The sequence below is a fragment of the Streptomyces sp. NPDC056224 genome (genome assembly GCF_042267665.1).
Classification (GTDB): Bacteria; Actinomycetota; Actinomycetes; order Streptomycetales; family Streptomycetaceae; genus Streptomyces.
Map to the genome: position 1 here is coordinate 22,022 of NZ_JBHJTK010000023.1, position 21,046 is coordinate 43,067.

At 70.2% G+C, this 21,046-nt stretch carries 17 protein-coding genes and 1 pseudogene; 12 read left to right on the forward strand and 6 right to left on the reverse strand.

Annotated elements, in window-relative coordinates:
* Positions 1-101 precede the first annotated feature (101 nt).
* Both ACFCZ1_RS24220 and ACFCZ1_RS24225 read right to left on the reverse strand, forming a co-directional pair.
* Positions 102-809 carry a Crp/Fnr family transcriptional regulator gene (locus tag ACFCZ1_RS24220; protein ID WP_376680372.1) on the reverse strand — a complete coding sequence of 236 codons (708 nt, stop codon included), beginning with the start codon at positions 807-809 and terminating at the stop codon, positions 102-104.
* 89 nt (positions 810-898) lie between these two features.
* Entirely contained in the window at positions 899-3,406 is a 2,508-nt protein-coding gene (locus tag ACFCZ1_RS24225; RefSeq protein ID WP_376680373.1) for a YfhO family protein, read from the reverse strand.
* A 490-nt stretch (positions 3,407-3,896) separates the two neighbouring features.
* Here ACFCZ1_RS24225 and rpsL point away from each other — a divergent pair, with 490 nt between their 5' ends.
* From rpsL to tuf, 4 genes are all read left to right on the forward strand, one after another.
* Positions 3,897-4,268 (forward strand): 30S ribosomal protein S12, encoded by a 372-nt coding sequence (gene rpsL / locus ACFCZ1_RS24230; protein WP_007265893.1) that lies wholly within the window; start codon positions 3,897-3,899, stop codon positions 4,266-4,268.
* A gap of 2 nt (positions 4,269-4,270) precedes the next feature.
* Positions 4,271-4,741, forward strand: a complete 471-nt coding sequence (rpsG, locus tag ACFCZ1_RS24235; RefSeq protein WP_007265894.1) for a 30S ribosomal protein S7 — start codon at positions 4,271-4,273, stop codon at positions 4,739-4,741.
* 39 nt (positions 4,742-4,780) lie between these two features.
* The gene (gene fusA, locus ACFCZ1_RS24240; RefSeq protein WP_376680374.1) at positions 4,781-6,913 is read left to right on the forward strand and encodes an elongation factor G; all 2,133 of its coding nucleotides are present in this window, start codon (positions 4,781-4,783) and stop codon (positions 6,911-6,913) included.
* 149 nt (positions 6,914-7,062) lie between these two features.
* Positions 7,063-8,256 carry an elongation factor Tu gene (tuf, locus tag ACFCZ1_RS24245; RefSeq protein WP_376680375.1) on the forward strand — a complete coding sequence of 398 codons (1,194 nt, stop codon included), beginning with the start codon at positions 7,063-7,065 and terminating at the stop codon, positions 8,254-8,256.
* 110 nt (positions 8,257-8,366) lie between these two features.
* Here tuf and ACFCZ1_RS24250 read toward each other — a convergent pair.
* The 4 genes and pseudogenes from ACFCZ1_RS24250 to rfbA all read right to left on the reverse strand — a co-directional run.
* A pseudogene (locus tag ACFCZ1_RS24250) lies at positions 8,367-8,660 on the reverse strand (Uma2 family endonuclease); the annotation flags it as partial.
* Between the two features lie 94 nt (positions 8,661-8,754).
* Positions 8,755-9,621: a helix-turn-helix domain-containing protein gene (locus ACFCZ1_RS24255; RefSeq protein ID WP_376680376.1), complete on the reverse strand. Its 867-nt coding sequence runs from the start codon at positions 9,619-9,621 to the stop codon at positions 8,755-8,757.
* Between the two features lie 363 nt (positions 9,622-9,984).
* Positions 9,985-10,584, reverse strand: a complete 600-nt coding sequence (gene rfbC, locus ACFCZ1_RS24260) for a dTDP-4-dehydrorhamnose 3,5-epimerase (protein WP_376680377.1) — start codon at positions 10,582-10,584, stop codon at positions 9,985-9,987.
* Entirely contained in the window at positions 10,581-11,456 is an 876-nt protein-coding gene (gene rfbA, locus ACFCZ1_RS24265) for a glucose-1-phosphate thymidylyltransferase RfbA (RefSeq protein ID WP_376680378.1), read from the reverse strand. Before rfbA ends, rfbC begins: the two co-directional genes overlap by 4 nt.
* Before the next feature lie 81 nt (positions 11,457-11,537).
* Between rfbA and rfbB the strand changes: the two genes are divergently transcribed.
* From rfbB to ACFCZ1_RS24305, 8 genes are all read left to right on the forward strand, one after another.
* A complete protein-coding gene (rfbB, locus tag ACFCZ1_RS24270) occupies positions 11,538-12,515 on the forward strand; it encodes a dTDP-glucose 4,6-dehydratase (protein WP_376680379.1) in 978 nt (325 codons plus the stop codon).
* A complete protein-coding gene (gene rfbD / locus ACFCZ1_RS24275; RefSeq protein WP_376680380.1) occupies positions 12,512-13,432 on the forward strand; it encodes a dTDP-4-dehydrorhamnose reductase in 921 nt (306 codons plus the stop codon). The genes rfbB and rfbD overlap by 4 nt, the downstream gene beginning before the upstream one ends.
* Positions 13,429-14,760: a lipopolysaccharide biosynthesis protein gene (locus ACFCZ1_RS24280; RefSeq protein ID WP_376680381.1), complete on the forward strand. Its 1,332-nt coding sequence runs from the start codon at positions 13,429-13,431 to the stop codon at positions 14,758-14,760. Before rfbD ends, ACFCZ1_RS24280 begins: the two co-directional genes overlap by 4 nt.
* 68 nt (positions 14,761-14,828) lie before the next feature.
* Positions 14,829-15,518, forward strand: a complete 690-nt coding sequence (locus ACFCZ1_RS24285) for a glycosyltransferase family 2 protein (protein WP_376680382.1) — start codon at positions 14,829-14,831, stop codon at positions 15,516-15,518.
* The gene (locus tag ACFCZ1_RS24290) at positions 15,515-15,988 is read left to right on the forward strand and encodes a DUF2304 domain-containing protein (protein WP_376680383.1); all 474 of its coding nucleotides are present in this window, start codon (positions 15,515-15,517) and stop codon (positions 15,986-15,988) included. Before ACFCZ1_RS24285 ends, ACFCZ1_RS24290 begins: the two co-directional genes overlap by 4 nt.
* Positions 15,989-15,994: 6 nt before the next feature.
* Complete coding sequence (locus tag ACFCZ1_RS24295) at positions 15,995-16,897, forward strand: glycosyltransferase family 2 protein (RefSeq protein WP_376680384.1); 903 nt, start codon at positions 15,995-15,997, stop codon at positions 16,895-16,897.
* A gap of 30 nt (positions 16,898-16,927) precedes the next feature.
* Positions 16,928-18,745 carry a hypothetical protein gene (locus tag ACFCZ1_RS24300; protein ID WP_376680385.1) on the forward strand — a complete coding sequence of 606 codons (1,818 nt, stop codon included), beginning with the start codon at positions 16,928-16,930 and terminating at the stop codon, positions 18,743-18,745.
* A 201-nt stretch (positions 18,746-18,946) separates the two neighbouring features.
* A partial coding sequence (locus ACFCZ1_RS24305; protein WP_376680386.1) for an N-acetylmuramoyl-L-alanine amidase occupies positions 18,947-21,046 on the forward strand: 2,100 nt, incomplete at its 3' end.

Consider the following 21,046-nt stretch of genomic DNA (forward strand, 5'->3'; position numbering starts at 1 on the left):
GACAAGAGAGTGGGGCAGACGGCCGCGATGCCGTGAGGGCGGATGACGCACCCGGAGTGTGACGCCCTGCACTGAAGGCGCCGTCGGCTCCGGACACCCCCCTAGTGCTGCGACTGGCCGATCCGGCGCAGTACGTCCGGCCGTACGATCACCAGCGCGCGGCGGCCGGTGATCACGACGCCGCGTTCGCGGAGCTCCTTGAGCTCCCGCTGGACCATCTCGCGGGACGCCCCGACGGCTCCGGCGAGCTCTTCCTTGGTGAGCGGAACGGTCAGCTCGACGCCTGCGGCGGTGGCGCGGCCGTGGGTCCTGGACAGGTCCAGGAGCAGGACGGCGAGGCGCTCGCGCACGCTCAGCGAGGCGAACTCCAGGCGGCGCCGGTCGGCGGCCCGGGTGCGGTCGGAGGTGAGGGCGAGCAGTTGGAGGGCGACGGCGGGGAAGGCGGCGAGGAACGCGCGGAAGGTCTCGGGGTCGACGGCCACCGCCCGGACCGGCTCCAGCGCGGTCACGGTGGCGGAGCGGACGCGGCCGGTGAGGGCGGCGGACTCACCGAGGATGTCGCCGGGCCCGCGCAGGGCGAGCAGCGCCTGGTAGCCGTTGGGTGCGGCGACGGTCACCTTCGTCCAGCCGTGCAGGACCAGCAGGATGTGCGACGACGGCTCGTTCTGGTGGATCAGGCGGTCGCGCGGTGCGAACGCCAGCTCACGGCCGAGCGCGCGTAACGCCGTCCCGTCCTCGTTCTCCAGCCGGGCCAGGAAGGGGACCCGGTCGTCCAGCCCTCCGTCGCCCCGGAGGTTCTCCCCATTCATGCGGCCCCCCGCCCCGATGCGTCAGGGCGGTCAATGTACTGACCGCGGGCCGCTCGCAGATCCGGAACCACTCGAATGAGTACGGACGGTCACGGACAGTGCCCGGGTCGGGCGTCGGCGCCCGCGCGGCGGCGGCGTGCGCCCGCCACCGTGACCGACGCCAGGGCCAGGAGGGCGAGGGTGGCGCCGGCGAGGCCCGTGGTGAGGCCCTTGGGGGTGAACGTGCAGGAGACCTTCCTCGTGCCGGGGCTCAGGGGCAGGGACACCAGACCGTGGAAGTCGCGCACCGGGGCGGAGCACTGCCAGCCCGGGATATCCGTCATCGCGAAGACCGCGGTGCCGGACGCGCCCTCGGGAAGGGTGGCCGCGATGGTGTGGCCGCTCGCTTTTACTTCGGTGGCGCCGCCGGCGCTCAGCCGGGCGACCGCCGCGCCGAGGGCCGCGCGGTCCAGGCAGCCCAGCGGGTGGTCCCCGGCGGTCGCGCCCTGCGTGCGGGTGTGCACCGTGACGTCGACCCGGCCCGAGGCGGGGACCTCGCCCAGCGGGATCACGCCGGTCATCTGGTCCTCCAGCCGCAGCTCGGCGCCCGTGGTCCGCAGGGTGCCGTACACCTCGGGGGAGTACCAGTAGGCCTCGGAGCCGGGGGTGCACTGCGCCGCGTACGTCTGCTCGGTGGCGCTGCCCCCGCGGGTGACCTGCGGGACCCGGTAGACGGTGGCGCCCAGGACGTTCTCCTGGCGGGCGTAGACGCTGGCCGCGGGGTTCGGCGAGGTGTACGGGGCGGAGCGGACCGTGACCAGCGGGGGCGCGGGGAACTTCGAGCCCGTCCAGCTGCCCGGTGCGCTCCCGGGCCGGACCCGCGCGCCGATCGAGAAGATCGCGTCGAGCACCGGATTGTCGGCGCCGAAGAAGGTCCGGCCGTCGTTCTTGAAGCCGTAGCCGAGGGGTTCCAGCGCCCGGTACGTGGCCTCCGGGAGGTAGCTGCTGTAGTACTGCGGGCCCTCCGCGCGCAGGGCGAGGGCGTCGTTGTACGAGGTCTGCGGCCCGCCCGAGTCGGTCCGGTAGGCGGGCCAGCCGTCCACCCGGCGGACGGCTTCGTAGTGGTCACCGATCGACCGGTTCGAGGTGGCGGTCGGCTTCGCCCAGCGCTCGCGGGCCCGGCGGGCGTCCGCGCTCGCCGCGGCCACCGTGGACTCGGCGAAGACCACGCCGACCATGAGGACGGCCGCGACGGGGATCAGGTACCGGCGCCCCTCACCCAGCGCGAGCAGGATCAGGGCCAGCAGCGACACGGCCCCGCCCCCCAGCACCGCGGGCCAGGTCCAGCCGCCGAAGTCGTCGGTGTGCCGCAGTACGAAGGTGGCCGCGACCAGCAGGCCGGCGGCGAGCGCGAGGTGCGGCGGGCGCGGCCGGGCGGCCAGCGACAGCCAGGCCACGACGACCACCATGCCGCTGAAGACGAAGGCCTCGCGGTACGGGTTGCCGTTGGGCACCGCCAGCCCGTGCCACACGTACTGCGTGGGCGGGAACTGGAACGAGCCGGCCACGAGCAGGATCGCGGCCGCCCACACCAGGCGGGTCCTCCTCGCGACGGCGGCGTTGAAGACGAAGGAGCCCGCGAGGATCAGTCCGAGCGAGGCCACGTAGAGCCGCGGGCGGCCGCCCCACAGGTGGGTCGCCGGGAGCATGCCCGCGAGGAAGACCTCGATCCGGACGGGGTCGAAGGCGGCGGCCTGGGTGGGCTGCGCGGAGCCGCTGGACAGGAACGACGGCAGGAGGAGCGGAAGGGTGAGCGTCACCCCGGTCGCGGCGGCCGTCGCCGCCCGCCCCAGGGCGCGCAGCCGCCGGCCCGTCATGTCGTGGGTGATCAGCCGGATGGCCAGCAGGACGCAGGCGGCCATCGTGGCCATCATCGCGGTGTAGAAGTTCCCGTACCAGGCGAGCGCGACCAATAGGGCCGCGCCCGGCCAGCGGCGCTCCTCGAGGCACCACTCGACGGCGATGCCGAGCAGCGGGAGGGCGACCAGGCCCCACAGCCACATGGGGATGTACGAGGCGTCGCTGAGCGCCCAGCCGCACAGGCCGTAGCAGGCGCCGAGGACGCCGCGCTGCCACCACGGACCGGGGTGCAGCTTGCCGAGGTACACCGTCATCACGGCGGCGGCGGTGCCCATGGTGACCGGGGTGAGCGCGAAGACGGCCAGGTCGACGTGGGCGCGCGGGACCAGGACGGTCAGCCACGAGAAGGGGTTGCCGAGGTAGGTGTAGTAGTCGGACAGGAACTGCTGTCCGAAACCTCCGCGCCAGGTGAACAGCACGTCACCGGCGGCCTGCCCGTGGACCAGGTCCCAGAGCGCGCGGTGGAACGGCACGTACTGGTTGGCCTGGTCGTTGACGGCCCGGCCGGTGTCGCCGAAGGGGAAGGTGCCGCGCGCCACCCAGGCCGCGCAGAACGCCCCCGAGGTGATCAGGAAGGCGAGCAGGGGTCCGTACAGCCGGGCGGGGCGGGCCCGGCGCCGTCGGGGGGCGGGCAGGTCCCGGCCGCCGTCGGGGCGCGGGCCGTGCGCCGTGGCCGGCTGCGAGGTGACCGTCCCCAATGTCCCGCTCCCCTGATGATCGTGCCGTTTGGTCCGAAGCGCTCGGCAGTTTAGTTCGCCGGGCAGGTACCGGGCCGCGCCCGGGGTCCCGCGGCGGGCCTCGCGCGTGTGCTCGTACGGGGCGGTCGCCGCCTTCCCGGGGGGCCTGACCTGGCCGTCCATACCACGGCACTACCACATCCGCGAGTCGGCGGGGCCGCACGGGGGTGTCGCCCGTGCGGCGCACGGGTCGTGGCCGTCTCCCGGCTCCGGCGGCCGGGCTTTTGTTTTGACCGGAGTGGTTGCGGTAGGTACGCTCAGACCTTGTGCCTGGGGTGTGCCTGGGCTCCCGTGCGTGTCCATCAACCGCAGGAGAGCCCGTATCGGCCACCGCGATCCATGCGTTTCCGTGCTTGCGCGGAGGTCCGCCGGATCCGACACACCCGACCGCGTGGGTCGGCAAATGTTCCAGGTTAGCTTCACTACACGGCACACAGAAACCGGAGAAGTAGTGCCTACGATCCAGCAGCTGGTCCGTAAGGGCCGGCAGGACAAGGTCGAGAAGACAAAGACCCCCGCGCTTGAGGCCTCGCCCCAGCGTCGCGGCGTCTGCACGCGTGTGTTCACGACCACCCCGAAGAAGCCGAACTCGGCGCTGCGTAAGGTCGCGCGTGTGCGTCTGACCTCTGGCATCGAGGTCACCGCTTACATTCCGGGTGAGGGACACAACCTGCAGGAGCACTCGATCGTGCTCGTGCGTGGTGGCCGTGTGAAGGACCTGCCGGGTGTTCGTTACAAGATCATCCGCGGTGCGCTTGACACCCAGGCTGTCAAGAACCGCAAGCAGGCCCGCAGCCGCTACGGCGCCAAGAAGGAGAAGTAAGAATGCCTCGTAAGGGCCCCGCCCCGAAGCGCCCGGTCATCATCGACCCGGTCTACGCATCTCCTCTGGTGACCTCGCTCATCAACAAGATCCTCCTGAACGGCAAGCGCTCCACCGCCGAGCGCATCGTCTACGGCGCCATGGAAGGCCTCCGCGAGAAGACCGGCAACGACCCGGTCATCACGCTGAAGCGCGCGCTGGAGAACGTCAAGCCGTCCCTCGAGGTCAAGTCCCGCCGTGTCGGTGGCGCGACCTACCAGGTTCCGGTTGAGGTCAAGCCGGGCCGCCAGTCGACCCTCGCGCTGCGCTGGCTCGTGGGTTACTCCCGCGCCCGCCGCGAGAAGACCATGACCGAGCGCCTCATGAACGAGCTGCTCGACGCCTCGAACGGTCTTGGCGCTGCCGTCAAGAAGCGTGAGGACACGCACAAGATGGCCGAGTCCAACAAGGCCTTCGCGCACTACCGCTGGTAGTTCAAACCCACATCGAGACCGAGAGAAGACTGAGCCGATATGGCTACCACTTCGCTTGACCTGGCCAAGGTCCGCAACATCGGGATCATGGCCCACATCGACGCGGGCAAGACGACCACCACCGAGCGCATCCTGTTCTACACCGGTGTGTCTTACAAGATCGGTGAAGTCCACGACGGCGCTGCCACGATGGACTGGATGGAGCAGGAGCAGGAGCGCGGCATCACGATCACGTCCGCCGCGACGACCTGCCACTGGCCGCTCGAGGACGTCGACCACACCATCAACATCATCGACACCCCGGGTCACGTTGACTTCACGGTCGAGGTGGAGCGTTCGCTCCGCGTCCTCGACGGTGCCGTCACCGTGTTCGACGGTGTCGCCGGTGTGGAGCCGCAGTCGGAGACGGTGTGGCGTCAGGCCGACCGTTACGGCGTGCCGCGCATCTGCTTCGTCAACAAGCTGGACCGCACCGGCGCCGAGTTCCACCGCTGTGTCGACATGATCAAGGACCGCCTCGGCGCGGTTCCGATCGTCATGCAGCTCCCGATCGGCGCCGAGGCTGACTTCCAGGGCGTCGTCGACCTCGTCACCATGAAGGCGTTCGTCTGGTCCGCCGAGGCGACCAAGGGCGAGATGTACGACATCGTCGACATCCCCGACACGCACACCGAGGCCGCTGAAGAGTGGCGCGGGAAGCTCGTCGAGACCGTCGCCGAGAACGACGACGAGATCATGGAGCTCTTCCTGAACGGCGACGAGCCGTCCGTGGAGCAGCTGCACGCCGCCGTCCGTCGCATCATCCTCGGCTCCGGCAAGGGCAAGGGCGAGCCCACGATCACCGCGGTGTTCTGTGGTACGGCGTTCAAGAACAAGGGCGTCCAGCCCCTGCTCGACGCCGTCGTCCGCTACCTGCCGTCGCCCCTGGACATCGAGGCCATCGAAGGCCACGACGTCAAGGACCCCGAGCTCGTCGTGAAGCGCAAGCCTTCCGACGACGAGCCGCTCGCGGCGCTGGCGTTCAAGATCATGAGCGACCCGCACCTCGGCAAGCTCACCTTCGTCCGGGTTTACTCGGGCCGCCTGGAGGCCGGCACTGCGGTGCTGAACTCCGTCAAGGGCAAGAAGGAGCGCATCGGCAAGATCTACCGCATGCACGCGAACAAGCGTGAGGAGATCGACTCGGTGGGCGCCGGCGACATCGTCGCCGTCATGGGCCTGAAGCAGACCACCACCGGTGAGACGCTGTGTGACGACAAGAACCAGGTGATCCTGGAGTCCATGGACTTCCCGGCCCCGGTCATCCAGGTCGCCATCGAGCCCAAGTCCAAGGGTGACCAGGAGAAGCTGGGTGTCGCCATCCAGCGTCTCGCGGAGGAGGACCCCTCCTTCCACGTTCACTCGGACGAGGAGACGGGCCAGACCATCCTCGGCGGTATGGGCGAGCTGCACCTCGAGGTGCTGGTCGACCGTATGAAGCGCGAGTTCAAGGTCGAGGCCAACGTCGGCAAGCCGCAGGTGGCCTACCGCGAGACGATCCGCAAGGCCGTCGAGCGTCACGACTACACCCACAAGAAGCAGACCGGTGGTACCGGTCAGTTCGCCAAGGTGCAGATCGCGATCGAGCCCATCACCGAGACCGACGGTCCGGCGTACGAGTTCGTGAACAAGGTCACCGGTGGCCGCGTGCCGAAGGAGTACATCCCTTCGGTCGACGCCGGTGCGCAGGAGGCCATGCAGTTCGGCATCCTGGCCGGCTACGAGATGACGGGCGTTCGCGTCACGCTTCTCGACGGTGGCTACCACGAGGTCGACTCCTCCGAGCTCGCGTTCAAGATCGCCGGTTCGCAGGCCTTCAAGGAGGCCGCGCGCAAGGCTTCTCCCGTGCTCCTTGAGCCGATGATGGCCGTTGAGGTCACCACGCCCGAGGACTACATGGGTGACGTCATCGGCGACATCAACTCCCGCCGTGGCCAGATCCAGGCCATGGAGGAGCGTCACGGCGCTCGCGTCGTGAAGGGCCTCGTGCCGCTTTCGGAGATGTTCGGCTACGTCGGAGACCTCCGCAGCAAGACCTCGGGTCGCGCCAGCTACTCGATGCAGTTCGACTCCTACGCCGAGGTTCCCCGGAACGTCGCCGAGGAGATCATCGCGAAGGCCAAGGGCGAGTAACTCTTCCGAGTTCACGCTTTAGGCTTGCCACCGGAGCCTCTGGGGCAACAGGAGTAACTCTCCCGTTGCCCCGGGGGAGCCGGCTATCCAGCAAAGATCACCTGGCGCCGATCTGTAAGGCGTACAGAACCACTCTCAGGAGGACCCCCGTGGCGAAGGCGAAGTTCGAGCGGACTAAGCCGCACGTCAACATCGGCACCATCGGTCACATTGACCACGGTAAGACGACCCTCACGGCCGCCATTACCAAGGTGCTGCACGACAAGTACCCGGACCTGAACGCGGCTTCGGCCTTCGATCAGATCGACAAGGCTCCTGAGGAGCGCCAGCGCGGTATCACGATCTCCATCGCGCACGTCGAGTACCAGACCGAGGCGCGTCACTACGCCCACGTCGACTGCCCGGGTCACGCGGACTACATCAAGAACATGATCACCGGTGCCGCGCAGATGGACGGCGCGATCCTCGTGGTCGCCGCCACCGACGGCCCGATGCCGCAGACCAAGGAGCACGTGCTCCTGGCCCGCCAGGTCGGCGTTCCGTACATCGTCGTCGCCCTGAACAAGGCCGACATGGTGGACGACGAGGAGATCCTGGAGCTCGTCGAGCTCGAGGTCCGTGAGCTCCTCTCCGAGTACGACTTCCCGGGCGACGACCTGCCGGTCGTCCGCGTCTCCGCGCTGAAGGCGCTCGAGGGCGACAAGGAGTGGGGCGACAAGCTCCTCGGCCTGATGGACGCCGTCGACGAGGCCATCCCGACCCCGCCGCGTGACACCGAGATGCCGTTCCTCATGCCCGTCGAGGACGTCTTCACGATCACCGGTCGCGGTACGGTCGTCACCGGCCGTATCGAGCGTGGTGTCCTGAAGGTCAACGAGACCGTCGACATCATCGGTATCAAGGAAGAGAAGACCACCACCACGGTCACCGGTATCGAGATGTTCCGCAAGCTGCTCGACGAGGGCCAGGCGGGCGAGAACGTCGGTCTGCTCCTCCGTGGCATCAAGCGCGAGGACGTCGAGCGCGGCCAGGTCATCATCAAGCCCGGTTCGGTCACCCCGCACACCGAGTTCGAGGCCCAGGCCTACATCCTGTCGAAGGACGAGGGTGGCCGTCACACCCCGTTCTTCAACAACTACCGTCCGCAGTTCTACTTCCGTACCACGGACGTCACGGGTGTCGTCACCCTGCCGGCCGGCACGGAGATGGTCATGCCGGGCGACAACACCGAGATGACGGTCGCGCTGATCCAGCCGGTCGCCATGGAGGAGGGCCTGAAGTTCGCCATCCGTGAGGGTGGTCGTACCGTGGGCGCCGGCCAGGTCACCAAGATCACGAAGTAATTTCGTGCTCTGACCTGGTAGCTCGCGCGAGCGGGCACCATGTTTGACGGGGGGGCCCCGTCCCACTGCTTCGGCGGTGGGGCGGGGCCCTTCGTCGTGCCCGGGGTGGCTCAGGCGTAGCGGGGGAGTCCCTCGGTGGAGATGGTCCAGTCGGCGATGGTGACGTCCTCGCCGGAGACGAAGTCCTTGCGGGTGGCGTACCGGGGGCCGTCGGGTGTGCTGTGGATGTCCGTCATGACGGCGCCACTGCCGGTACGCGGATCGAAGACGGCGTAGACGGGAACGCCGAGGAGCGGGTAGTCCCGCATCTTGCCGATCCAGTCGTTGTCCGGGTTGGAGCGGGAGACGATTTCGATGGCGGCGATGAGGGTGCGGGGGTCGAAGGAGCCGGGGTGCGGCGCATCACCTGGTAGAGCAGGGTGCCCTGCTGTTCATCGTTCGGGGCGGTGGTCACGGCGGCGGCTCCTGTGCCCGTGGGCCCGAGTTATCACCTTCATGCTAGGCAGTCCCCTTCAGATCGGGGTGGCAGCTCCGGCAGTGGCCCGGCGCGGGGGCGCGGAACGCGAGGTCGCAGGTCTGGCAGGTCTGGAAGGGATCGGGCGGGACGAAGGCCGGCGCGCGGGGTACGGGCTCCAGTGGCGGTGGGAGCTGGGCGGTCAACCGGTGGGCGATGAGACCGGCGGGGTTGCGGATCTGCGGCGGCGGGTTCGCGGTGAGGACGGCGATGACGGATTCGGGCCGGGCTCCGCGCTCCAGCCAGGCCTCGACGGCGGGTGCGAGCCGGTCGATGTCCTCGGCGCCCAGCAGGAGCCGGTGGTCGACGCGACGCAGCTCGGCGAGGAGGGCGGCGGCCACCTGCCACCGGAAGGGATCAACGGGGTCACGCGGCTCGGGCAGTGGGGGAGGCGGTGCCGACGGCGCTGCCGCGGGCGCCGGCACGCGCGCCGGTACGGGGTCCGGTTCGGGGTCCGGTTCGGCCGGTTCCCGGTCCTCGGGCAGGCAGCCCGGGCGGTTGTAGGAGACCGTACGGGTGACCATCCGGCCGTTGGGCAGCCGCTCCCGGGTGCGACGCAGGTAGCCGTACGTCTCCAGCTCGCGCAGGGCTCCGGCGATCCGGTGCTCGCTCTCGGGGAACTGCGGGGCCAGGTCCTTGATGCCGATGCGGGCGCCGGTCGGCAGGGACTGGATGTAGAGGGCCAGACCGCGGGCCGTCAGGGACAGTTCGGGGTGCTGGGCGAGGTGGTTGCCGACGACCGTGAAGCGGCGGGTGTGCCGGGCGTTGACGTGCACTACACCGGATCGGGGGGTCTCGCCGGGATTCCGGACCGAGGCGCGCGCGATGACGGTAGGCTGCGGGGCATCCATCGGGAAGGTGCTACTTCCTGGTTGGCCAGGCCCTCGGCCGGGATTGCGAGTCCCGCCGGGGGCCGACGTATGTCTGGGGTGTCGCGGCGAGCATATGCCAGCGAACCCCCTTGAAAGCCAGCCCAGTTGGCCTGGTTCACCCGTGTGAGCTACGGGCCCCCGGCGGGAGGCTGGAGGGGTTGGGCACGGTTCTTTCGCTTCCGGTACTGCCCAGCAGATACGTCTAAGGCCGCCGTGACGCGGGCAGCCGGGACGCGGCACCCGCGTCCCGGTGCGGTCGGGGAACGCCGGGAGCGGAACGGCAGGAGGGCCGCACCCCGCCCGGGGTGCGGCCCTCCTGCCGTACGGCTCGTTCGGCCGCGGTCAGCTCACGCGGAGCGACTCGGTGAATTCCTTGCAGGCGGCGTAGTCGGGCAGCAGCCCGGACGCGACCGCGTCGGCCAGCGAGGGGGCGGCCTCGTCGCGGGCGGACAGCAGCGGCACGTCGGCCGGCCACTCGATGGCCAGGTCGGCGTCGAGCGGGTGCACCGAGTGCTCGCCGGTCGGGTTGTACGTCTCCGAGCACAGGTACGACAGCGTCGCGTCGTCGCTCAGCGCGCAGAACCCGTGGCCGAGGCCCTCGGGGATGTAGACCGCGCGGCGGTCCACGTCGTCCAGGCGCACGCCCTCCCACTTGCCGAACGTGGGGGAGCCGACCCGGAGGTCCACGATGACGTCGAGCACGGCGCCGCGCACGCAGGTCACGTACTTGGCCTGGCCGCGCGGCACGTCGGCGAAGTGGATGCCGCGGACCACGCCCGCGGAGGAGACCGAGAGGTTCGCCTGCGCCAGGTTCAGCGGGTGGCCGACCACCTCGGCGAGCCGGTCGAAGCGGTACCACTCGGTGAACAGGCCGCGCGGGTCCCCGTGCAGCTGCGGGGTCACCTCGAAGGCGCCCTCGATGGAGAGTTCACGGAACTTCATCGGGCGTCCTCCTCGGCGAGCAGGGCCAGCAGGTAGTCGCCGTAACCGCTCTTGGTGAGCGGCTGGGCGAGCTCGCGCAGCTGTGCGGAATCGATCAGGCCGGCCCGCCAGGCCGCCTCCTCGATGCAACCGATCTTGAAGCCCTGGCGCTCCTCGATCACGCGGACGAACTCGGAGGCCTGCACCATCGAGACGAAGGTGCCGGTGTCCAGCCATGCGGTACCGCGGTCGAGGATCGTGACGTTGAGCTCGCCGGCCTGGAGGTACGCGTCGTTGACCGCGGTGATCTCCAGTTCGCCGCGGGCGCTCGGCTTGAGGCCGCGGGCTATCTCCACGACCTGGTTGTCGTAGAAGTACAGGCCCGGCACCGCGTAGCGGGACTTGGGCTTGACCGGCTTCTCCTCGATGGAGATGGCCTGGCCGTTCTCGTCGAACTCCACCACGCCGTACGCCGTGGGGTCCGCCACCGGGTACGCGAAGACCCGGCCGCCCTTGGAGTCGGTGTGCTCGGCGAGCCGCGTGCCGAGGCCGCTGCCGTGGAAGATGTTGTCGCCGAGGATCAGCGCGACGGACTCGTCACCGATGAAGTCGGCGCCGAGGACGAACGCCTGGGCGATGCCCTCCGGGCGCTCCTGGACGGCGTACTCCAGCCGCAGGCCGAACTGCGAGCCGTCGCCGAGCAGTCGCTCGAACTGGTCCCGGTCTTCGGGAGTGGTGATGATCAGGATTTCACTGATACCCGCCATCACCAGGGTGGAGAGGGGGTAATAGATCATCGGCTTGTCGAAGACGGGCAGCAGCTGCTTCGAAACGGCCCGGGTCAACGGCCAGAGTCGCGATCCGGTGCCACCGGCCAAAAGGATTCCACGCATGGGTGAACCCTATGCGAGAGGGTGCGGGGGAGCCGAGCCAAGGGAATGTGACGTTCGGCAGGCCGCTAGACTCTTCGTATTATGCGCATCCTCGTGACCGGCGGCGCCGGCTTCATCGGTTCAGAATTCGTCCGCCAGCAGCTCGGTGCAGATGCCGCCGCTCGGATCACGGTCTTCGACAAGCTGACCTACTCCGGCGTCGAGGCGAATCTGGCGCCGGTCGCGGACCACCCGGGATACACCTTCGTCAAGGGCGACATCTGCGACGCCGAGGCCGTCGACCAGGTGATGCCCGGTCACGACGTCGTCGTGCACTTCGCCGCCGAGTCCCACGTGGACCGGTCGATCGCCGGAGCCGGCCCCTTCGTGATGACCAACGTGGTCGGCACGCAGGTCCTGCTGGACTCCGCCCGCAAGCACGGTGTCGGCCGCTTCGTCCACATCTCCACCGACGAGGTCTACGGCTCGATCAGCGAGGGCTCCTGGACGGAGGAGTGGCCGCTGGTGCCGAACTCCCCCTACTCCGCCTCCAAGGCGTCGTCCGACCTGCTGGCGCTGGCCTACCACCGCACCCACGGCATGGACGTGGTGGTCACCCGCTGCTCCAACAACTACGGGCACTACCAGTTCCCGGAGAAGGTCATCCCGCTGTTCGTCTCCAACCTGATGGACGGCAAGAAGGTCCCGCTGTACGGCAACGGCGGCAACGTGCGCGACTGGCTGCACGTCTCCGACCACTGCCGCGGCATCGACCTGGCGATGCGCAAGGGCCGCGCGGGCGAGGTCTACAACATCGGCGGCGGCACCGAGCTCACCAACAAGGAGCTCACCGGCGTGCTGCTGGAGGCCGCGGGCCTCGGCTGGGAGATGGTCGAGCAGGTCGAGGACCGCAAGGGCCACGACCTCCGCTACTCCATCGACATCAGCAAGATCGGCGCCGAGCTCGGCTACGCGCCGCAGGTCACCTTCGAGGACGGCATCAAGGCCACCATCGAGTGGTACCGCGAGAACCGCGCCTGGTGGGAGCCGCTGAAGGCGAAGGCGGCCCTGCAGAAGTGAGGACCAACTCGCTGGCCGGGCGCTGGCTCGTCACCGGCGCCGCCGGGATGCTCGGACAGGACGTCCTGGCCGTCCTGAAGCGCGCCGGGATCGAGGCCGTGGGCCTGAGCCGCGCCGACCTCGACATCACCGACCCGGCCGCCGTCCGGGTCGCGGTCGAGGGCGTCACCGTGGTCGTGAACTGCGCCGCCTGGACCGACGTCGACGGCGCCGAGACCGCCGAGGAAGCCGCCACCGCCGTCAACGGCACCGGCGTACGCGTCCTCGCCGAGGCCTGCGCCGCCGCCCACGTGCGACTGCTCCACGTCTCCACCGACTACGTGCTGCCCGGCGACGCCTCGGAGCCGTACCGCGAGGACGCCGAGACCGGTCCGGTCAACGCCTACGGCCGCTCCAAGCTGGTCGGCGAGCAGGCCGTGGCCGAACTGCTGCCGCAGGACGGCTACGTGGTCCGCACCGCCTGGCTGTACGGCGAGCACGGGCCGAACTTCGTCGCCACCATGCTGAAGCTGGCCGCCCAGCGGGACACCCTCGACGTGGTCGACGACCAGCACGGCCAGCCCACTTGGTCCTACGCGCTGGCCCGCCACCTGGTCGAGCTCGGCCTGGCCGCGCTGAAGGGCTGGGCCATGGGCGGGGTCTACCACGGCACCGCGAGCGGCCGGACCACCTGGATGGGACTGGCCCGCGAGACCTACCGGCTGAGCGGCCTGGACCCCGAGCGGATCCGGCCGACCACCTCCGAGGCGTTCGTGCGCCCCGCCGTCCGCCCCGCCTTCAGCGTGCTCGCGCACGACAGCTGGGCCGAAGCCGGCCTGGCCCCGCTGCCCGACTGGCGTGAGCAGCTCGCCGAGGCGCTCGCCACCCCGGTCTTCACGGCACTGGCCGCCCAGGCCCGGGACGGCCGCACGGGATGAGGACCCTGCTGAACAAGCTGACCGCGGCGCTGCCGCCGGGCACCGTCGCGGTGGCCGGCGGCACCGTCGTGCTCGGCGCGGCCTCCTACGTCCACCTGGGCGTGGCCGGCCACAGCCTGGCCGAGCAGGACATGGCGAACGTCTCGGTGCTCTGGACGATCGTGATGTCCATCGGCATCGGCGTCTTCTTCCCCATCGAGCAGGAGCTCACCCGGATCGTCTCCGCCCGTGTGGTCCTCGGCCAGGGCACGGCCCCGGTGCTGCGCCGGGCCACCCTGCTGACCGGCGCGATCCTCGGCGCGACCCTGCTCGTCCTGGGCCTCGGCGCCGGCCCGATCGCCGACCTGCTCTTCCAGGGCGACCGCGCCCTGGTGGCGGCGCTCGGCGGCGCCTTCACCGGCATGGCCGTCTGCTACCTCACCCGGGGCGTACTGGCCGGCCTCGGCCGCTTCCCCGCGTACGGCACCCAGCTCGCCGTCGACGGCGGCCTGCGGATCGTGCTCGCCTTCGGCTGCGCGCTGCTCGGGCTGCACTCGGCCCTCGCCTTCAGCCTCGTCCTGGCCCTCGCGCCGGTAGCGGCGACGCTGGTCACCCTGCCGGCGCTGCTCCGCGCCGTCGGACCCGGCGCACCGATCGCCTGGCGGGAGCTGTACAGCGGACTGGGCCTGCTCGTCTGCGCGACCCTGCTGTCGCAGGCCGTCGTCAACGCGGCGGTCGTGAGCACCAAACTGCTGGCCCCGACCGACAGCGTGCTGATCGCGGCGCTGCTGAGCGCGCTGGTCCTGGCGCGGGTGCCGCTCTTCGTCTTCGGTTCGCTCCAGGCGTCCCTGCTGAGCGGCCTCACCGCGGCCTTCACCGCCGGCGACCGCGCCGCGTTCTGGGCGATGCTGCGCCGGATCGCGATGGTCGTCGGCGCGCTCGGCCTGCTCGGCGGCGTGCCCGCCACCGTCCTCGGCCCGTGGCTGATCGAGGTGCTCTTCGGCGCCAAGCCGCGGCTGGGCTGCTTCGACTTCTTCCTGATGTCCGCGGGCACCGTGGCGTACATGTTCGCGATGGTGCTCGGACAGGCGCTCATGGTATTCAAGCGGCACAACCTGCAACTGCTCTGCTGGGCCTTCGGCACCGGGGTCCTGCTGGGCATCACCTTGATCCCGGGCGATGTGGCCCTGCGCGTGATCGTCGCCTACGCTCTCGGCTCCGTCGCCACCGTGCTCGCTATGCTGGCCGCGCTGAGGCTGAGCTTCCCCGGAGCGGCTGCGGCAGCCACCGAAGGGCCCGGGCAGATGGCCGACACAAGCAGCCCGGGCGTGGGCGCGGTCGGGACATGACCATGCCGGCCCACGACGTCACACCGATCACCGAGCACTCGTTTGTGCCCCATTCCGCTGGAGCTACCGTGTCCCAATACGACGATGTCTGGCTGGTCATACCGGCCTATAACGAGGGCCAGGTGATCGCCGAGGTGGTCGAGGGGGCCCGCAAGACGTTCCCCAACATCGTCGTCGTCGACGACGGCAGCACCGACGACTCGGCCAAGCACATCGCCACGACCGGCGCCCACCTGGTGCGCCACCCGGTCAACCTCGGCCAGGGCGCGGCGCTGCAGACCGGCCTCACGTACGCGCTCGCCCAGCCCGGCGCCCAGTACTTCGCCACCTTCGACGCCGACGGCCAGCACCAGACCAAGGACGTCGAGACGATGGTCGCGGTGCTGCGCGGCGACGAGGCCGACGTGGTGCTCGGCTCGCGCTTCATCGAGCAGAACGGCCAGGTGCCGTGGATCAAGCAGGTGGTGCTGCGTACCGCCGCCGCGGTCAGCCCCACCGCCCGCAAGCTCAAGCTCACCGACTCGCACAACGGCCTGCGCGTGCTGAGCCGTAAGGCCGCGGAGCAGCTGAACATCACGATGAACGGCATGGCCCACGCGTCCGAGCTCGTCGGCTTCCTCGCCGGCTCCGGACTGCGGGTCACCGAGGTCCCGGTGGACATCCTCTACACCGATTACTCACGCGCCAAGGGTCAGTCCCTGATCAACGGCGTCAACATCCTTTTTGACATTTCGCTGCGGGAGCGTGGGCGTCGATGAAGTACTTCTGGATCCAGCTGCTGCTGATCCTCGGTTCGGTGTCCATGGCGCTGATGTTCATCCGGACCTGGGGCCAGGCGAAGAACCGGGCCTGGAAGCGCATAGCGTTCTCGGTGTTCGTCGTCGTCAACGTGTACGCGGTGCTCCGCCCGACCGACGTCACCTGGCTCGCCCAGCAGCTCGGCGTCGGCCGGGGCACCGACCTGGTGCTCTACGTGATGGTGCTCGCGATGGGCTTCCTCACGCTCAACACCTTCCTGCGCTTCCGTTCGCTGGAGCAGAAGATCACCGACCTCGCCCGGACGGTGGCCATCAACGAGGGCGTCCGGCACAACGACGAGCGCCTCGGCTCGGACGTCCCCGCCGCGCGGGCGACCGCCGACGCCACGGCAGACGTCAAGGCCGGCGCCGAGGCCGGTGCGAAGGCCGGGGCAAAGGCCGACGCCGACTCCGACTCCGTGAAGGCCTGACGCCCCATGGCGACCTTCGACTTCATGCTCCCCTACTACGGGGACGTGCAGCTGATGCAGGACGCCGTGCGCAGCGTCCTCGCGCAGACCGACCCGGACTTCCGGCTCGTCGTGATCGACGACGGCAAGGAGCCGGACGTACCCGGCTGGTTCGAGCAGCTCGGCGACGAGCGGGTCCACTACACCCGCAACGAGCGGAACCTCGGCATCACCAAGAACTTCCAGAAGTGCGTGGAGCTCTCCGAGGCCGACCACGTGGTCATCATGGGCTGCGACGACCTCCTGCACCCGCACTACCTGGAGACCGTGCGCTCGATCATCGCCGCCCACCCGGGCATCGGCATGGTCCAGCCCGGCGTCGAGGTCATCGACGGCGAAGGCCGCGTCACACAGGGCGGCCTCGCGGACAACACCAAGAAGCGGCTGTACGCGCCGCAGGTGAAGGGCCGCCGGCTGATGGCCGGTGAGGAGCTGGCCGCCAGCGTGCTGCGCGGCAACTGGCTGTACTTCCCCTCCATCGCCTGGCGCGGCGAGGCGCTGCGCAAGGTGAACTTCCGCGACGACTACTCGGTGATCCAGGACCTGGCGCTGGTGGTCGACCTGCTGGAGGGCGGCGAGGAGATGGTGATCGACAACTCGACCACGGTCTTCCAGTACCGCCGGCACGCCGTCAGCGAGTCGTCGGTGCAGGCCTTCTCGGGCACCCGCTTCACCGAGGCCGAGCGGTACTTCGCCGCGGTCGCCGCGCGCATGGACGCCCGCGGCTGGCCCAAGGCGGCCCGCGCGGCCCGCTTCCACAGCGCATCCCGCCTGCACGCGCTCACCATGCTCCCCGGCGCCCTGCGCCGCGGGCACCGGGAGGGCGCACGCACCCTGGCGAAGCACGCCTTCACCTCCGGCCAGAACTGAGCCGATCCGCACACCACGAAACGGACTGAGATGACACACCTGGCCCCCGAGGCGGTCGGACAGGCCGGCTCGGAGCACCGCCACGCCGAGACAGCGGAAGGCGGGCGTCCCTCGTCCGTCTCCCCACGCCGGGCGTGGCTGTCCCGGCGCTGGGTGCTGCCGCTGGCCGAGGTCGTGGTCAGCCTCGCGGCAGCCCTCGGGTTCACCCTGCTGAGCACGCACATCAGCGTGAACCCGCTGGTCCGCGTCGGGCAGGTCAGCGGACTCGCCAAGCTCCAGCAGTACGCGGCCGTCATAGGCCTGCCGCTGCTCGCGCTCCTGCTCCACACCGCCTACCGCGGCAGGGCGGCCCGCCACCAGATGGTGAAGCGCCTGGTCTGCGCGGCCCTGGCGGGTCTCGCCACCGGCGTGGTGGCGGGCGGCGTGGTCGTCGCACTGCGCGGTACCCCCTGGCCGCTCGGCGGTCAGGAGGGCGACCCGAGCGCCCTGGTCGCCATGGCCAACTCCTTCCTGCACGGCGAGGGCGTCTCGGGCATCTACCCGCCGCTCTTCCCCGGCCTGATGGCCGTCTGGGCGAAGATCCGCTACGACGTCCCGGGCGGGACCGGATTCGCCCTCAAGGACTTCCAGATCTTCTTCACCGCCGTCGCGGGCCCGATGACGTACCTGGCCTGGCGGCTGCTGCTCCGCCCGTTCTGGGCGCTGCTGATCGCCGTCCCGTCGGCCATCCTCTTCATGGACCCGATCCGCCCGTACAGCCACGCCACCATGCTCGTGCTGCTGCCGCTGCTCGGTTACTGGCTGCGCGAGATGCGCCGCGCCGGAGAGCGGCCGCTGCGCCGGACGCTGCTGCGCGGTGCGGTCCTCGGCCTCTTCTTCGGCCTGCTCTTCCTCTGGTACTCCGGCTGGTACGTCTGGGCCGCGCCCGGCGTGGGCATGCTGGCGCTCTTCGTCTTCCCCTGGCGCGCCGGGTCCGCGGTGGTCAAGCGGGCCGCCGCGTTCGTCGGGATCACCGTGCTGACGGCCGGTGTCGTCGGCGCCCCGCTGCTCTACCAGATGGCCCGGCTCGGTTCCCAGACGCCGGACCGCTACGCCTTCCTGGCCGTGTACGTCGACCCGGCGTACGTGCTGGGCTGGGTCTCCGACCGGTCCGGGAAGCTGGAGTACCAGACCTGGCCGACGGCGGGGGAGATGGCCGGGCAGAGCGGCTTCGCCCTGCTCCTGCTGTTCGCCGTGGGCCTGGGCGTCGGTCTGGGACTGCGCAGCATCATGGTCCGCACCGCCGCCGCCACCCTGGCCGGCGCCTGGCTGGCCCGCTTCTGGTTCGCCTCGCACATGGCGCACGACAAGGCGGTCCAGCTCTACCCGCGCACCACCTGGATCATCATGTACTGCCTGATGATCCTGGCCGTCCTCGGCATGATGGCCGTGGTCCACCGCGGCTCCGGCTGGGCCGAGCGCACCCTGCGGCCGCAGGGCGCCGAACCGACGGCCCGGGTCGTGCCCCGCCGGGTGGTCCGGCAGCTCGCGGCCGGCATGGTGTGCCCGGTCGCGCTGTTCGCCACGATGGGGGCGTCCTGGTCGGTCAACCGCTACATGCCGCAGTCCGACAACATGACGATGGGCATCGACGCCTACCGCGCCCACACCATCAAGAAGGCCGACGGCCGCTGCCCGCGCTTCGCGCCGAGCAAGAGCTGCGCCGAGATCCTGACGAACGACTGGCGGCAGAACCCCGACGACGGGGAGCTCTGGTGCGGTGGAATCGGGCCGTTGAACTGGAAGGCGGTCTGCGGCCGCAAGGCGCCGGCGTCGGAGCTGGCGAAGGAACAGCAGAAGGACAAGTAGTCCCGGCCCGGTGGTCCCGGGCCCTGCCGAGAACCCCCGGCCCGCGACGAGCGGGCCCGGGGGTTCTTGCGTACGCGCCCCCCAAAATCAAGCCAGACCCCACTGTTCAAGCCAAATTCGATGGCCAGTAGCATCCGGCCGGTCGGACATGTGTTATGGCGCACTTACAACAGGGGTTGGGACATCTTGAGACTAGGGCGAGTGCGAGGGACGGCTCTTGCGGCCGGGCTCGGTGTCGTAGCGGTACTCGGATTCCAGGGGGCGGCCAATGGCTTCGGCTCGGACTCCCTGGACGTCGACGCGGGGGCGCGCTACCGGTCCTCGGGCAAGGCGAACGCTCCCGTCGCGGGCAAGGTGCACAAGCTCGCGCTGAAGTCGCAGGGGACCGGCAAGGCCGTCCTCTCGCAGCAGGACACCAAGCCCTTCGGCCTCCTGGGCGTCACCTGGACGGACCCGGCCGCCGACGTCAAGGGCGCCATCGAGGCCCGTACCCGGGACGCGCAGACCGGCAAGTGGTCCAAGTGGATCACCCTGGAGGAGGCCAAGGCGGGCCTCGACGGCAAGCGCCCGGGGCTCCGCGGCGCCACCGAGCCCGTCTGGGTCGGCCCGTCGGACGGTGCGGAGGTACGGGTGGGCGGCACGGCCGCCGCGCTCCCCGCCGGACTGCAGCTCAACCTGGTGGACCCGGGCACCGCCCCGGGCAAGAAGAAGGGCGACCTCGCCGCCGCCCCGGTGGCCTTCGCCCTCCCGACGGCGGACGGCGACCCGCCCACCACGCCGCCGACGACCCCCGGGCCCGCCTCCACGGCGCCGAAGCCCGACGCGGTCTCGCGCCTCGCGTGGGGCGCTGACGAGTCCCTGAACGACGAGGGCCCGATCTACCTCCCCGGCGGCAAGGTCAAGGCGGTCTTCGTCCACCACACGGCGGCCACCGAGCCGTACGAGTGCTCCGAGTCCGCGGCCATCGTCCGCGCGCTGCACGTCTACCACGTGCAGGGCAACGGCTGGCGGGACCTCGGCTACAACTTCCTCGTCGACAAGTGCGGCACGGTCTTCGAGGGCCGCCAGGGCGGCGCGGACCAGCCCGTCTACGGCGCGCACACCTACGGCTGGAACGCCGAGTCCGCGGGCATCGCCGTACTGGGCGACTACACGACCGCAGGGGCCCCGACCGCCGCGCTCGACGCCATCTCCAAGATCGCCGCGTACAAGCTGGGCCAGTACGACGGGGACATGAACGGCACGACGACGCTGACCGCGGGCGCCACGCAGAAGAACTTCTTCGGCACCGACTTCACGCTCGGCCAGACGTACACCTTCAAGACGCTCTCGGGTCACCGGGACGGCTTCAACACCCAGTGCCCGGGCAACTCGCTCTACCCGCAGCTGGCCTCCGTCCGCCAGTCCGGCCCGGCGGCGAAGCAGAACATCACCTCCGTGAACGGGGTGGCGCCCCAGCCGGGTACCCCGGTCGAGACCCCCGGTCCGGTGTCGCTCACCTGGGAGACCAGCACGGCGAGCGCCCAGGTGAGCAAGTTCGAGCTGCTGGTCGACGACAAGCCGGTCGCGACCACGGCGGGCACCGCCCGTACGGCCTCGACCACGCTGGCCCTCGGCAGCCACCAGCTCCAGGTCGTGGCGACCACCACGAACGGCAAGGTGGCCACCAGCCTCCCGGTCACCGTCGTGGCGGCGGTCAAGGACATCAAGTTCGTCCCGGTCACCCCCACGCGCCTGATGGACACGCGTACGGGCCTGGGCGTCCCGCAGGCGAAGGTCGGTACCGCCGGTGTGGTCACCCTGCCGGTGGCGGGCAACAGCGGGATCCCCGCGAGCGGCGTGACCGCCGTCGTCCTGAACGTGACGGCGACGAACCCGACGCAGCCGAGCTTCGTTTCCGTGTACCCCAGCGGTACGCCCCGTTCCAGCGCCTCGAACCTGAACTTCACCCCCGGCCAGACGATCCCGAACCTGGTGGTCGTGCCCGTGGTGGACGGGAAGGTCAGCTTCTACAACAACCAGGGCACCGTCGACCTGATCGCGGACGTCACCGGTTACTTCACGTCGAGCGGTGCGGGCGCCACGCACACCAACTACGGCCCGAAGCGGCTGATGGACACCCGTACGGGCCTGGGCGTCCCGCAGGCGAAGGTCGCGGGCGGCACCTCGGTCACCCTGCCGGTGGCCGGCGTCGAGGGGATCCCGGCCACCGGGGTCAAGGCGGTCGTGCTGAACGTGACGGCGACGAACCCGACGGAGCCGAGCTTCGTGTCGGTCTTCCCGAGCGGTACGGCGCGTACG